The sequence below is a fragment of the Streptomyces sp. JLBG701 genome (assembly GCF_058544905.1).
Genome location: NZ_CM178588.1, coordinates 7,675,887 through 7,689,062, shown reverse-complemented (window position 1 = coordinate 7,689,062; position 13,176 = coordinate 7,675,887). Strand labels below are relative to the sequence as shown.

The window sequence follows — 13,176 nt, the reverse complement described above, 5'->3', positions numbered from 1 at the left end:
CTTTCCGGCTTTCGTCCCCTTCACTCGAAACGGTCTGCCGTACGGCATACGGCAGTTCGTCCCCCCAGAAAGCGGAAGCCGATATGCTCGATTCACCCAAAACATCCGCCAATTCGGATGTCCCGATAACCCCCCACACAGTCACCGCCGCCGAAGTCATCCCCGGCGACCTCGTCGCGATGTCACCGGAGGACGCCGACCGCCGCCACTGGTACGTCGTGATGCACACGCTCCCCGAGTCGCCGGAGACGATCCGTCTGACCCTGCGACCGCCGCTCGGTGGCACCGACCACGACGACGTCCTCGCCCGCGACCGCCGGGTGACGGTCGCCTGCCTGCGGCTGGACGTCGATACGGTCCCAGGCCTCACGTCCCCCGACCTCACCGCCGTAGAACTGCGCGACGGCGACCGAGTGACCTCCCTCCGCACCGTAGATCCCCACGCCGCCGAGGTGACGTACGTCCGCAGGTGGGGCGCCTGGCACCAGAACCTCGACGAGCCCACGGCGGCCCCTGTCTCCGACGACGAGGTGCGCCGCTGGGCCGACGCGGACGACCACGTCGTACGACATCACCCGCGCCCGGCGGCAGCCGCGGCCCCCACCCCTGCCCTCGCCCCGCGCCGCGTCGTCGTCACCGGTCTGGGTGCCGTCACGCCGCTCGGTGTGGGCGTGGGCGAGTTGTGGCAGGGGCTGCTCGACGGGCGGCACGGGATACGGGAGTTGGACGGGGAGTTCGCGGAGCTGCCCGTGCGGGTGGCGGGGACCGTGCCCGTGGACCCGGCCGAGCTGCTGCCGCGTCAGGCGGCGCGGCGGATGAACCGGGCCGCCCAGTTCGCCGTACTGGCCGCGCGGGAGGCCTGGGCCGACGCCGGTTTCACGGGCGGCGGCACGCGGGAGAGCGGGCTCGATCCGGAACGGATCGGGGTCAGCCTCGGCGCCATCCTCGGCGACGCGTCCGTGCTGGTCGGCGGCGACCGCAAACTCCGCGACAAGGGGCCGCGCGGGGTCTCCCCCCTCACCACCCCGATGACCGTGCCCTCGCAGGCCGCGTCCCAGGTCTCCCTCGACCTGCACATCACCGGCGAGGCCCGCACGGTGACCGCCGCGTGCGCCTCCGGCACCGAGGCCATCGGTGCGGCCATCGACCGGATCCGGTACGGCCGTGTCGACATCGCCCTCGCGGGAGGCGCCGAAGCCGTCGTCACGCCGGCGATCATGGCGTCGTTCGCGGCGATGCGGGCGCTGTCCGGCCGGGGTCTCGGCGAAGGCTCCCCCTCGCGGCCGTTCGCCAAGGACCGGGACGGGTTCGTCAACGGGGAAGGGGCGGGGCTGCTCGTTCTGGAGGCCGAGGAGCACGCGCGTGCCCGTGGTGCCCGGATCTACTGCGAGGCCGCCGGGTGGGGGCTGTCCGCCGACGCCCATCACATGGCCGCGCCCGATCCGTCCGGCCGCGGTGTCGCCCTTGCGCTGCGGCGCGCTCTGCGGGACGCGGGCGGTCACGCCGTCGACGTCGTCCACGTCAACGCGCATGCGACGGCGACTGTGGAGGGGGATCTGGCGGAGGCCGGTGCGGTGAGCGCGGTGCTGGGGCGGCGGTCCGTGCCGGTCACCGCGCTCAAGGGGCACCTTGGGCATCTGCAAGGTGCCGCCGGCGGTGTCGAGGCGGTGGCTACCGTGCTCACGCTGCATCACGGGGTTGTGCCGCCGACTGTGGGGTGCGAGGAGTTGGACGACCTGATCGAGCTGGATGTGGTGACAGGCGCTCCGCGGGTGCTGCCGGGGGACGGGGATCTTGCGCTCAGCAACTCGTTTGGGTTCGGGGGGCATAACGCGGTGCTGGCATTGCGGCGTATGCGGTAGTGCAGGGTTGGTAGGTAGTTCGTTGGCCGCGGGGCCGTGGGGGCTGGTCGCGCAGTTCCCCGCGCCCCTTACCTGCGCTGTTACGCCGTGCGCTTGCGAGTTGCCGTTTTCTTCGCGGGCGTCTTCTTCGCGGTGGCCGTCTTCTTCGTCCCCTGCGCCGACTTGGCCGTCGTCTTCTTTGTCGCCGCCGTCGTCTTCTTCGCCGTTGACGTCGACTTCTTGCCGGTTGTCTTCTTGGGCGTGGCACGCGCCGCCTTGGCCTGCGGTAGGCGCCGGACCTCAGCCGTCTTCTCTCCCTCTCCCCGGGACTCCTTCGCCTCCTTCACGCTCTTCTCCAGGGCCGCCATCAGGTCGAGGACCTTGCCGCTGGTGGCCGGGGCGGGAGCGGCTTGGGGCTCCTCGCCGGAGGCCTTCGTGGCGATGAGTTCCTCTACGGCCTCGCGGTAGTCGTCGTGGAGGTCGGCCAGGTCGACCTCGCCGAGCGTGTCCATCAGGGCGTCGGCGAGGTCCAGTTCCTTGTCGCGGACCGTCACGCTCGCGTCCGGTGCCACGCTCTCCGTGGAGCGGATCTCGTCCGGCCACAGGAGCCCGTGCATGGCGATGACGTCGTCCACGACACGCAGCATCCCGAGCCGCTCCCGGCCTCGTAGTGCGAACTTCGCGACGGCAACCTTCTGGCTGCGTTTCAGGGCCTCCCGCAGCAGGGTGTACGGCTTGGCGGCCGGGACGCCGTTCGCCGCGAGGTAGTACGCCGTGTCCATCTGGAGCGGGTCGATCCGGTCGGCCGGCACGAACGCCACGATCTCGATCGTCCTGGCCGTCGGAATCGGCAGCTGGGCCAGGTCGTCGTCGGTGATCGGAATGATCGCGCCGTCCGCGCCCTCGTACGCCTTGCCGATCTCCGCCTGGCTCACCTCGCGGTCCTCCAGCTCGCAGACCTTGCGATAGCGAATGCGACCGCCGTCCTCCGTATGGATCTGGCGGAAGGAGATCGAGTGGCTCTCGGTGGCGTTCACGACCTTGATCGGGATGCTGACGAGGCCGAAGGAGATGGCGCCGTTCCATATGGATCGCACAAGCAGCACCCTTCTGGTGGTTACCTGACGGTTACGACCGTTTTATTCAGAATTCCGTGCGAGTGTCATCGTATGACGCCGATAACAGAGGTGGAGGGCCGAAGGCTCGCGCTCAGCAATCTGGAGAAGGTCCTCCACCCCGCGACCGGCTTCACCAAGGGCGAGCTGCTGCACTACTACGCGACGACCGCCGGTGCCCTGCTCCCCCACCTCCACGACCGCCCGCTGTCCTTCCTGCGCTACCCGGACGGCCCCGACGGTCAGGTCTTCTTCGCCAAGAACGTGCCGCCGGGTACACCCGAGTGGGTCACCACGGCGGAGGTCCCCCGTTCGGAGGGCCCTGCCCGCATGGTCGTGATCCAGGACCTGCCGAGCCTCATCTGGGCGGCGAACCTGGTCACCGAGTTCCACACACCCCAGTGGATCGTCGGGGCGCCGGGCGAGGCCGACCGGCTGGTCTTCGACCTCGACCCCGGGTCGCCGGCGACGGTCGTCGAGTGCTGCGAGGTCGCTCTGTGGCTGCGGGAGCGGCTGGCGGCGGACGGTATCGAGGCGTACGCGAAGACGTCCGGCTCGAAGGGCCTCCACCTCCTGGCCCCGCTACGGGCGGCCACGTCCGGGCAGGCGACGGAGTACGCCAAGGAACTGGCCCTGGAGGCGGAGAAGGCGATGCCCCGTCTGGCCCTCCACCGGATGACACGCAACCTCCGCCCAGGAAAGGTCTTCGTCGACTGGAGCCAGAACGCGGCCCGCAAGACGACGGCGACCCCCTACACCCTGCGCGCCCGCCCGACACCGACGGTGTCCGCCCCCGTCACCTGGCAGGAGATCGAGGACTGCCGCTCCCCCGCCCAACTGACCTTCCAGGCAACGGACATCGCACCCCGCCTACAGGACCACGGCGACCTGCTGTCCCCCCTGCTCGACCCGAACCACGCGGGCCGACTCCCCTGAACCCCCTCCGGAAACACCCTCTGAACACCGTCAACCAGAAGGTGCAGCGGTCGTCAACCGCGTCGGCCGCCACATCGGCCACTGGGCCCTCGCGCATTACTTCCGTCCGCTGCACTGACCCCACCCCGCCAGGCCAGCCCGCCGACCGGAGTTCAGCGGGCTGGCCACATCGTCGGAATCCCCCGGTCCGCCCCGCGGCGGGTCCAACCTGGCGGCAACAGAACCCGCCCTAGGGGGGCACCCGATGACAAGGGATCAGAAAGTTCAGAGGAACGATCAGCAGGCGTTAACGGCATCACCCTCCCGCACCGCACGGCGCGCGATCGTGACCGGCTTCGCGGTCCTCGCGCTCGGCGCGGTGCCGTGGGCCCCGGCGGGCGCCACGCAGGCTCCCGCGCACGCCCCGGGCTCCGAGGTGATCGCCGACTGGAGCGAGACGGCCGTGGCGACCATCCACACGGACGCCAAACGACCGGCAGCCGAGCAGTTCCTGTGGCACGGCTTCGTGTCGGCCGCCGTGTACAACGCGGTGGTGGGCATCGAGGGCCGTTACACCGAGTACAAGTGGCACGAGCACGGCCCTCGCCACGCCTCCTCCGAGGCCGCCGCCGCGACCGCCGCCCACCGCGTCCTGCTCACGTACTTCCCGGCCTCACAGGCCCGGCTCGACGCCGCCTACACCGCGTCGCTCGCGAAGATCCCGGACGGAAAGGCCGAGGAGCAGGGCGTCGCGTTCGGCGAACGTGCCGCCGCGCGTCTCGTCCAGCTGCGCGAGAACGACGGCCGAGGGGCCCCGGTGACGTACGACAAACCGCCCGCCCCGGGTGTCTGGCGCCCCACCCTGCCCGCGAACGCACCCTTCGCCGTGCCCTGGCTGGCGAAAGTCCGGCCGATGCTGGTGGACTCGCCCGACAGTTTCCTGCCGGGTTCGCCGCCCACGCTGACCTCGAAGACGTACACGAGGGACTTCGCCGAGGTGAAGGCGGTGGGCGCGAAGAACAGCGCCCAGCGCACCCCGGGGCAGACCGAGACGGCACTGTTCTTCAACGACATCCTGCCGGTGCAGTTCCAGGCCGCCTACCGCGGCTACACCGCCCGCCACGGCCTGGACATCGTCGATGCCGCACGCCTGTTCGCCGCCGCCAACACAGCGAGCGCCGACGCCACGATCACCGCGTGGAACGCCAAGTTCACCTACGGCCAGTGGCGCCCCATCACGGCGATCCAACTGGCCGACACGGACGGTAACCCCGCCACGGCCCCCGACTCGACCTGGCTCCCGCTGCTCGACACCCCTCCCTACCCGGACTGGATCAGCGGCCACTGCTCGAACGACGGAGCGGTGTCGAGCGTCCTGAACGGCCTGACCGGCGGCGACATCGACCTGGTCATGTCCTCCGCGCTCACGGGCACAACCCGTACGTACGACAACGTGTCGACGTACACGCGTGACGTGGCCAACGCCCGGGTCTGGGGCGGCATCCACTTCCGCAGCAGCGACGACGCCGCGATCGACATGGGCACGCGGGTGGGGAAGTGGGCGCTGAAGCACTACTTCAGGCCGCTGCACTGACCCTTCAGCCGACCGGCGTTGGCCTTTCAGCGCCGGTCCAGGCATCTCAGCCCGTCTGGCGTTGGCTTTTGGCGCCGGCCCAGGCAATCTCAGCCCGTCCGGCGATTGAGGACGAGGCCGTTCAGGCCGAAGGGGGGTCTGGGGGCGCAGCCCCCAGAAGGCGCGGCACCCGCAGCACCGGGCACCTCACACCCGAGCCCACGTATGCCGGTCCCGAGCCATCGCATGCAACGCCTCCACATCCGCCGGCTTCAACACCCCACCCAGCCGCGCCAGCCCACTGAGGTCCGTGTCCTGAAGGACGCGGACCTCACGCAACGGCACGATGATCTGCACGTCCGCCGGCCCGGCCAGGGCCAGCACGGGATGCACCTCGGCAGTCAGCGCATACGAGGCCCGATCGGCGTCGGCCCGAACCCGCCGAAGCAACGGCCGCCCCTCCCGACGCCCCAGCGTGACCATGGGATCGGCGACCAGAACCCGCGTCTTACGGGCGTACACCGTATGAATCGCGAAGAGCCCCCCGGGCCCGATGGCCAGATGGTGAACCCGGTCCCCACCGGGCAGCGGAATCGAGTGCAACGCATGCCACCCCGCCCCGTCCAGCCGATCAAGGGCCTCCCCCACCGCCTGCTCGGCAGCAAGAGCCCGCCGTCGCGGGTCGGGGCGGAGCCGATGCGCAGGCCCCGGGTCACGGTCGAGGGCGATCTGAAGCGCCTCCCCGGGCCGATTGGGCGCAAGATCGTCGTCCGGATGCAGGGTGAGCCGCGCAAGCTCCGCAGGAGTCGGCACGGGCGGCGGCCCCACCGCGACAGGCCCGGTGAGGAAGGGACCGAGGATGTCGAGAACGTCCTGTCTGGCGTCCTCGCTCAGCAGGTTGACCCGGGCCGCCTCACGGTCGTACCAGGCGACGTTCCTTCCGTCGGAGAGGCAGACGTACAGCCGCTCCTGCCCGTGCCTCCAGGTCGGTATGACGCGCAGTCCGCTCATGGCACCATCACCCCTTGGACCATGGGAACAGGCGGGGTGCTCCATCGGCAAGAAGCCGGTTACCTTTGGGACGAGTGACAGGGTGTTCACGGTGTGTTGCAGGGGCTTGGGGAGGCTCGTTTGCGGACCCGCAGGAAGCAACCCGACGTACCCGCTCCGGACAGCCCGTGGAGTGAGATCGTGCCCGGTCTTTGGATGGGCGGGCACGAGTTCAGGGGCAGGTCCGGTGAGCGGGAGTTCGCCGTGGTGCGGGACGAGTTCGACGTCGTACAGACACTTCTGCGCATGCCCGGGCACGGCCCCGATCCGGGGACCGAGCATCATGTGTGGCCGATTCCGGACGGTCCGCTGGACGGGACGCAGCTGGCGGGCGTGATCCGGCTGGCGCATGCCGCGTGCGACGCGCTGGACGAGGGCCGCAGTGTCCTCGTCCGCTGCTACAGCGGCTACAACCGCTCGGGCCTGGTCGTCGCGCACGCCCTGATCCGCCGCGGCCGCTCCGCCGACGAGGCGATCCACCTCATCCGCACCCGCCGCTCGCCGTGGGCCCTGCACAACGAGCTCTTCGTCGACTATCTGCGGGCGGGGCTGCCGACGGCACGGCTGTTGGAGGAGCTCGCCGAGTAGTCGCATAATCGTTTCCTCACCTGCCCCCTCCAGTCCCCTCCTGTCCTCAATCCTTCGCTCACGCCCGCTCACCCCGGACGTCGACGCAAAAAGGACTTCCCTACGAATAAGGTGTACGGGTGATCCGCGCCGCCCTGACCACCGCCGCCGTCGGCCTTGTGCTGACCACCCTGGCGGGCTGTGGTGACGCCGGTGAACTGCGCGGGGCGGGTCCGACCCCGACCGCGATCGGCCCGGACCGGCTCTGGCCGAACCTGGCCCCCGCGTCGAGCCCGGCCTTCGAGATCGGCGAGGTGGACACCGAGGTCGTGAGGGGCGTCACCGTCCCCGGCGACGACATCCGGAAGGTGGACCCGGTCGCGATCGTGGCCGCCGAGATCGCCGGGAGCCCGGGCGACTACGACGCCGACCAGGGGCCCTACCGCGGGACGACGAACCGGATGGACGACTGCGGCGAGGGCGCGGGCCACGGCACATGCCCCGTCCTCAAGCCGTACTACCGGGACCTGACCGGCGACGGCCACGACGACCTCACCCTGGGCTTCAAGCTGCTGCCCGGGAAACTGACCGCCGTCCGCGTCTACACCGTCCAGAAGCACCGACTCGTCCAGGTCATGTCCTACGACGACGCCGTGACCGGGGTCGAACTCGCCGCCCACTCCGTGATCATCCGCTCGCCGTCCGAGGTCAGTGGCTACGAGTACCGCCTCCAGTGGACCTGGGACCGGGACCAGCACGCGATGCTCCTCACGAACGACGAGATGCTCCGCAGCGGCCGGGGCAAGACCACCCACAGCCCCACCCCCTCCGCCAGTGCGAGCGCCACCCGATGAGGCTCGCGCTCCCCCGGTGGGCCGGGACGCTCGGCACGAAGGCCGCCGTCTTCATCACCGGGATGTGCTGCGCCCTCGCCACCCTGCTCGGCATCCTCGTGCACACCTCGGTGACCAACCAGACCGTCGACCAGGCCCGCGACCTCGCGCTCTCGCGACTGGCGGACGCGACGGACTCGTACAAGGCCGGTGATCCGCTCCTGAAGGACGCGGGGATCGATCCCGAGGGCCTGCCGCAGGCGCTGCGGGCGCTGGCCCTGGACGGGGAGCGCGGCACGATGGTCGGCGACCACGACGGCCGCCCCGTGATGTGGGCGGCAGGGCCCGCCGACGGGGATCGCGCTCTGGCCGTGGAGGTCGACTACTCGCAGGGCGCCAGCACGATCGACGGGCTCGACCGGGCGATCGTGTGGTCGTCGGCGCTGGCGATCGGGGCGACGCTGCTGGTGGGCGCGTTCGCGGTGACCCGGGTGACGCGGCGGCTGCACGGGACCGCGCAGGTGGCCCGGCGGATCAGCGCGGGCGATCTGGACGCGCGCGTGGACGATGCCCGCACGAAGGATCCGACGCGACCGCAGGACGAGGTGGCCGCGGTCGCCGCCGCGCTGGACTCGATGGCGGCGTCGTTGCAGGGCAAGCTGCTGAGCGAGCAGCGGTTCACGGCGGACGTGGCGCACGAGTTGCGCACCCCGCTGACCGGTCTGCACGCGGCGGCCGAGTTGCTGCCGCCGGGCCGGCCCACCGAGCTGGTGCGGGACCGGGTGGCCGCGCTGCGCACGCTCACCGAGGACCTGCTGGAGATCTCCCGCCTGGACACCGGCCGGGAGCGGCTGGAGCTGGACACCGAGCCGTTGGGGGCGCTGGCCGAGCGGGTGGTGCGGGTGTCCGGGACCGACACCCGGGTGGGGGTCGTACGGGACGCTCTGGTGGAGACGGACCGGCGGCGGCTTGAGCGGGTGCTGAGCAATCTGGTCGCGAACGCGCACCGGCATGGGCGAGGCCCTGTGGTGCTGACGGTGGACGGGCCGGTGGTCACCGTGCGGGACCACGGGGACGGCTATCCGGACTACCTCGTGGAGCACGGGCCGCAGCGCTTCCGTACGGAGGGCGGGGCGACGGGCCACGGTCTCGGACTGACGATCGCGCTGGGCCAGGCGGAGGTGCTGGGCGCGCGCCTGGAGTTCGCGAACGCGCCGGAGGGCGGGGCGCTGGCGACCCTGACGCTGCCTCAGGGGGAGCACGTCCCGGAGCCCACCGCGGAGCCCGCCCTCCCCGATGGCGCAGTGCGACGGGCGACGACCCGACACCGCTCCTAATGTGGCGATTAGTCAGCTTCGCCCCCTTCATGGAGGTTCTCCCCATGGCACTGCGCTCCCCCCTCGCCCGTCTCGCCATAGCCGCCGCAACCGCCGCCCTGGTCACCGCCGCCGCCGTCACGCCCGCCGTCGCGGACGACGACTGGGAAGGCGGCGCCGACTCGGGCTTCAGCCGCCAGGACGACTGGAGCGAGGGTGGCGACGGCGGCGGTGTCGGCTCGAACCAGCGCGACGACCTCGAAGGCCGCGACCAGCACGGCAGCAACCACCACGACCCCCGCCTCTACCGGGGCGTCGTCACGGCCAACACCCTCCTCCTGCGCAGCGCCCCGAACCGCGGCAGCCAGGTGATCCGGGTGGCCCATCGAGGCGACCGCGTCTCGATCTTCTGCAAGACCTCGGGCCAGTCGATCCAGGGCAACCCCCTCTGGTACCTCCTCACGGACGGCACCTGGGCCTGGGGCGCGGCGCGCTACATCGACAACATCGGGCCCTCGCCACGCTGGTGCTGACCGGCGAGGCACACAACACGCCCTATTTGGGTAGGTTCCGGACATGACGAAGGCCGGAACCACCGTGGCAGCCGTGGACCCGCCCGCGCCCGCTGTCCGCCTCCCCCGGCGCCGTGGCATCGAACTCGCCCTCATCGTGGTGGCCGTCCTCCTCTCCGTGTACGGCTACTGCGGCGTCGGCCTCGCGAAAAACGGCACCGTCCCGCCCGGCGCCGCCGGTTACGGCGCCGGGCTCGGCGTGCTCGCGCTCGTCGCCCACATCGCCGTACGCCTGCGGGCACCTTGCGCGGACCCTCTCCTCCTGCCGATCGGCGTCCTGCTGAACGGCCTGGGCCTGGTCCTGATCTACCGACTCGACCTCGAAACACCCGGCGACCGGGCGGCCCCCACCCAACTCGTGTGGTCCACGCTGGGCGTGACGCTGTTCATCGCGATCGTCCTGCTGCTGCGCGACCACCGCGTACTGCAGCGCTACGCGTACGTCTGCGTCGTGGCCGCACTCGTCCTGCTCCTGCTCCCGATCTTCTTTCCGTCGGTGAACGGCGCCCGCATCTGGATCCGGATCGCCGGATTCTCCATCCAGCCGAGCGAGTTCGCGAAGGTGCTGCTCGCGGTGTTCTTCGCCGCGTACCTGGCCGCCAACCGCAACGCCCTCGCCTACACGGGCCGCCGCGTCTGGCGCCTCCAACTCCCCACCGGCCGCGTCCTCGGCCCGATCGTCGCGATCTGGCTGCTGAGCGTCGGCGTACTGATCCTGGAACGCGACCTGGGCACCTCCCTCCTCTTCTTCGGCCTGTTCGTCGTATTGCTCTACGTCGCCACCGGCCGCACCGGCTGGATCGCGCTTGGCCTGCTCCTTGCCTCGCTCGGCGCGGTGGCCGTCGGCTGGCTGGAACCGCACGTCCACAGCCGCGTCGAGGACTGGCTGCACCCCTTCGCGTCGATCGAGGCGGGCCAGGGCCCCAACCAGCTCGCCCAGTCACTGTTCGCCTTCGCGGCGGGCGGCATGCTCGGCACCGGCCTCGGCCTCGGCCACTCGATCCTCATCGGCTTCGCCGCCAAGTCGGACTTCATCCTGGCGACGGCGGGAGAGGAGCTGGGCCTGGCCGGCCTGTCGGCGATCTTCATCCTCTACGGCCTGCTGGTGGAGCGCGGCTACCGGGCCGGCCTCTCCCTCCGCGAACCCTTCGGCAGACTCCTGGCCATCGGTCTCGCCTCGATCGTCGCCCTCCAGGTCTTCGTGATCGCCGGCGGGGTGACGGGCCTGATCCCGCTCACCGGCATGGCGATGCCGTTCCTGGCCCAGGGCGGCTCGTCGGTCGTCACCAACTGGGCGATCCTGGCGCTGCTGATGCGCGTCAGCGACTCGGCCAGACGGCAGTACGACGTCGAGGCCGCCGCATGACGAGATACATCCGGCACGCAGCCGCCTTCTGCGCCCTGCTCCTGGTGGCCCTCCTCGTCAACGCCACCCGCATCCAGGTCATCCAGGCCCGCTCCTACGACGACAGCCCGGCCAACCGCCGCCAGCCCATCGCCCGTTACACGCAGCCGCGCGGCGACATCCTGGTCGACGGCAGAGCGGTCACCGGCTCCGAGGACACGGGCGAGCAACTCCGCTACGAACGGACGTACAAGAACGGCCCGTTGTACGCGCCGGTCACCGGCTTCGTCTCGCAGGTGTACGGGACGACGTTCCTGGAGCACGCGGAGGACGGCGTCCTGTCCGGCACCGACCCGATGCTCTCGGCGTTCCCGCTGTGGAACGACGTCACGCGCACCCAGAACCCGGGCGGCGACGTCGTCACCACCCTCGACACTGCCGCACAGCAGGCGGCGTACCTGGGACTCGGCGGCCGCAAGGGCGCGGTGGCCGCGATCGAACCGTCGACCGGCAAGATCCTGGCCCTGGTGTCCACCCCCTCCTACGACCCCGCGCAACTGTCCGGCAACGGCTCGGAGGTGACGGACACCTGGGCACGCCTGAACGGCGACCGGGACAAGCCGATGCTCAACCGGGCGGTACGGCAGACCTATCCGCCGGGTTCGACGTTCAAGGTGGTCACCGCGGCAGCCGCGCTGGACGCGGGCGTGATCACGGACGTGGACGCGCCGACCGACTCGCCGGCCCCGTACACGCTGCCCGGCACGTCGACCTCGCTGACGAACGAGGGCGACGGCTGCGAGGACGCCTCGCTGCGCACGGCCTTCGTGTGGTCGTGCAACACGGTCTTCGCAAAGCTGGGTGTGGACGTGGGCGTCGACGCGATGAGGTCCACGGCGGCGGGCTTCGGCTTCAACGACCGGAGTCTGCGGATCCCGTTCTCGGTCTCGCCGAGCACCTTCGACACCTCGGTGGACAAGGCGCAGTTGGCGCTGTCGTCGATCGGCCAGTACAACACGCGGGCCACGCCGCTGCAGATGGCGATGGTCGCGGCGGCCGTGGCGAACGGCGGGCAGGTCCCCTCCCCCTACCTGGTGCAGCGCACGACCCGTTCGGGCGGCGAGACGGTCGCGACGGCCGGCTCCCGCCCCCTGTACCGGGCGATGCACCCGGCGACCGCGATCCGCCTGAAGGAACTGATGACCGCCGTGGTCGAGGAGGGCACCGGCACGAACGCCGCGATCCCCGGCGCGACCGTCGGCGGCAAGACCGGCACCGCCCAGCACGGCATCGACAACTCCGGTGCGCCGTATGCCTGGTTCGTGTCCTGGGCGCAGGGCGAGCGGGACATGGAACCGAAGGTCGCGGTCGCGGTGGTGGTGGAGGACGGTTCGGCGGACCGGGGGGACATCAGCGGCGGCGGGGTCGCGGCGCCGATCGCGAAGGCGGTGATGGAGGCGGTGCTCGCCTCATGAGACGGGGGTACCGCGCCTCCGGCGACCCGACCTACCGTTCGGTCATGACCGACACCGAAGCAGCGTTTGAACTTGCCCAGGTCAACATCGGCCGTATGAAATTCCCCCTGGACTCACCGGAGTTCAAGGACTTCGTGGACGCCCTCGACCCCGTGAACGCCACCGCCGACGCCGCCGAGGGCTTCGTCTGGCGCCTGGAGAGCGACTCCGGAAACGCCACCGACATCCCCGTCCTCGGCGACGACTGGCTGATCGTCAACATGTCGGTGTGGCGCGACACGAACACCCTGACCGCGTTCATGTACCAGGGTCAGCACCGGGAGTTGCTGGCCCGCCGCCGGGAGTGGTTCGAGCGGATGCGGGAGGCGATGGCGGTGCTGTGGTGGGTCCCGGCAGGCCACCGCCCCACCGTGCCGGAGGCGGAGGAACGCCTACTGCACCTACGGGCACACGGCCCGACCCCGTACGCCTTCACACTCCGGACGTCGTTCCCTCCGCAGGGGGCGGTGCCGGTGGAGGGGCCGGGCGGGGCGACGACCGGGGAGCGGGAGGAGTGCCCGGTCTGACAAGTCGC

At 70.9% G+C, this 13,176-nt stretch carries 12 protein-coding genes; 10 read left to right on the top strand and 2 right to left on the bottom strand.

Annotated elements, in window-relative coordinates:
* The first annotated feature begins 83 nt into the window (after nucleotides 1-83).
* Nucleotides 84-1,862 (top strand): beta-ketoacyl-[acyl-carrier-protein] synthase family protein, encoded by a 1,779-nt coding sequence (locus AC5DRG_RS35765; RefSeq protein WP_491803748.1) that lies wholly within the window; start codon nucleotides 84-86, stop codon nucleotides 1,860-1,862.
* A gap of 80 nt (nucleotides 1,863-1,942) precedes the next feature.
* Here AC5DRG_RS35765 and ku read toward each other — a convergent pair whose 3' ends face one another.
* Nucleotides 1,943-2,938: a non-homologous end joining protein Ku gene (gene ku / locus AC5DRG_RS35760; RefSeq protein ID WP_491803747.1), complete on the bottom strand. Its 996-nt coding sequence runs from the start codon at nucleotides 2,936-2,938 to the stop codon at nucleotides 1,943-1,945.
* A 72-nt stretch (nucleotides 2,939-3,010) separates the two neighbouring features.
* On the opposite strand from ku, the gene ligD reads away from it, so the two are divergent.
* A complete protein-coding gene (gene ligD / locus AC5DRG_RS35755; RefSeq protein ID WP_491803746.1) occupies nucleotides 3,011-3,892 on the top strand; it encodes a non-homologous end-joining DNA ligase in 882 nt (293 codons plus the stop codon).
* A 325-nt stretch (nucleotides 3,893-4,217) separates the two neighbouring features.
* Nucleotides 4,218-5,465, top strand: a complete 1,248-nt coding sequence (locus tag AC5DRG_RS35750) for a vanadium-dependent haloperoxidase (RefSeq protein ID WP_491803745.1) — start codon at nucleotides 4,218-4,220, stop codon at nucleotides 5,463-5,465.
* A gap of 186 nt (nucleotides 5,466-5,651) precedes the next feature.
* Here the strand turns inward: AC5DRG_RS35750 and AC5DRG_RS35745 are convergent, their stop codons facing one another.
* Nucleotides 5,652-6,455, bottom strand: coding sequence for a nuclease-related domain-containing protein (locus AC5DRG_RS35745; RefSeq protein ID WP_491803744.1), 804 nt, complete (start codon nucleotides 6,453-6,455; stop codon nucleotides 5,652-5,654).
* Between the two features lie 120 nt (nucleotides 6,456-6,575).
* On the opposite strand from AC5DRG_RS35745, the gene AC5DRG_RS35740 reads away from it, so the two are divergent.
* From AC5DRG_RS35740 to AC5DRG_RS35710, 7 genes are all read left to right on the top strand, one after another.
* A complete protein-coding gene (locus AC5DRG_RS35740) occupies nucleotides 6,576-7,082 on the top strand; it encodes a protein-tyrosine phosphatase family protein (protein WP_491803743.1) in 507 nt (168 codons plus the stop codon).
* A 119-nt stretch (nucleotides 7,083-7,201) separates the two neighbouring features.
* Nucleotides 7,202-7,915 (top strand): hypothetical protein, encoded by a 714-nt coding sequence (locus AC5DRG_RS35735; RefSeq protein ID WP_491803742.1) that lies wholly within the window; start codon nucleotides 7,202-7,204, stop codon nucleotides 7,913-7,915.
* Complete coding sequence (locus tag AC5DRG_RS35730) at nucleotides 7,912-9,231, top strand: ATP-binding protein (protein ID WP_491803740.1); 1,320 nt, start codon at nucleotides 7,912-7,914, stop codon at nucleotides 9,229-9,231. The genes AC5DRG_RS35735 and AC5DRG_RS35730 overlap by 4 nt, the downstream gene beginning before the upstream one ends.
* 44 nt (nucleotides 9,232-9,275) lie before the next feature.
* Nucleotides 9,276-9,743, top strand: a complete 468-nt coding sequence (locus AC5DRG_RS35725) for an SH3 domain-containing protein (RefSeq protein ID WP_491803739.1) — start codon at nucleotides 9,276-9,278, stop codon at nucleotides 9,741-9,743.
* 43 nt (nucleotides 9,744-9,786) lie between these two features.
* Nucleotides 9,787-11,148 carry an FtsW/RodA/SpoVE family cell cycle protein gene (locus AC5DRG_RS35720; protein ID WP_491803738.1) on the top strand — a complete coding sequence of 454 codons (1,362 nt, stop codon included), beginning with the start codon at nucleotides 9,787-9,789 and terminating at the stop codon, nucleotides 11,146-11,148.
* Nucleotides 11,145-12,602: a peptidoglycan D,D-transpeptidase FtsI family protein gene (locus tag AC5DRG_RS35715; protein WP_491803737.1), complete on the top strand. Its 1,458-nt coding sequence runs from the start codon at nucleotides 11,145-11,147 to the stop codon at nucleotides 12,600-12,602. Before AC5DRG_RS35720 ends, AC5DRG_RS35715 begins: the two co-directional genes overlap by 4 nt.
* Nucleotides 12,603-12,646: 44 nt before the next feature.
* The gene (locus tag AC5DRG_RS35710; RefSeq protein ID WP_491803736.1) at nucleotides 12,647-13,168 is read left to right on the top strand and encodes a DUF3291 domain-containing protein; all 522 of its coding nucleotides are present in this window, start codon (nucleotides 12,647-12,649) and stop codon (nucleotides 13,166-13,168) included.
* Nucleotides 13,169-13,176 lie beyond the last annotated feature (8 nt).

What these genes read in the sequence shown, in the direction of transcription:
- ligD (WP_491803746.1), top strand. Translation starts at nt 3,011, where the DNA reads ATGACGCCGATAACAGAGGTGGAGGGCCGAAGGCTCGCGCTCAGCAAT.
- AC5DRG_RS35715 (WP_491803737.1), top strand. Translation starts at nt 11,145, where the DNA reads ATGACGAGATACATCCGGCACGCAGCCGCCTTCTGCGCCCTGCTCCTG.
- AC5DRG_RS35710 (WP_491803736.1), top strand. Translation starts at nt 12,647, where the DNA reads ATGACCGACACCGAAGCAGCGTTTGAACTTGCCCAGGTCAACATCGGC.
- AC5DRG_RS35720 (WP_491803738.1), top strand. Translation starts at nt 9,787, where the DNA reads ATGACGAAGGCCGGAACCACCGTGGCAGCCGTGGACCCGCCCGCGCCC.
- AC5DRG_RS35745 (WP_491803744.1), bottom strand. Translation starts at nt 6,455, where the DNA reads ATGAGCGGACTGCGCGTCATACCGACCTGGAGGCACGGGCAGGAGCGG.
- AC5DRG_RS35730 (WP_491803740.1), top strand. Translation starts at nt 7,912, where the DNA reads ATGAGGCTCGCGCTCCCCCGGTGGGCCGGGACGCTCGGCACGAAGGCC.
- AC5DRG_RS35765 (WP_491803748.1), top strand. Translation starts at nt 84, where the DNA reads ATGCTCGATTCACCCAAAACATCCGCCAATTCGGATGTCCCGATAACC.
- AC5DRG_RS35725 (WP_491803739.1), top strand. Translation starts at nt 9,276, where the DNA reads ATGGCACTGCGCTCCCCCCTCGCCCGTCTCGCCATAGCCGCCGCAACC.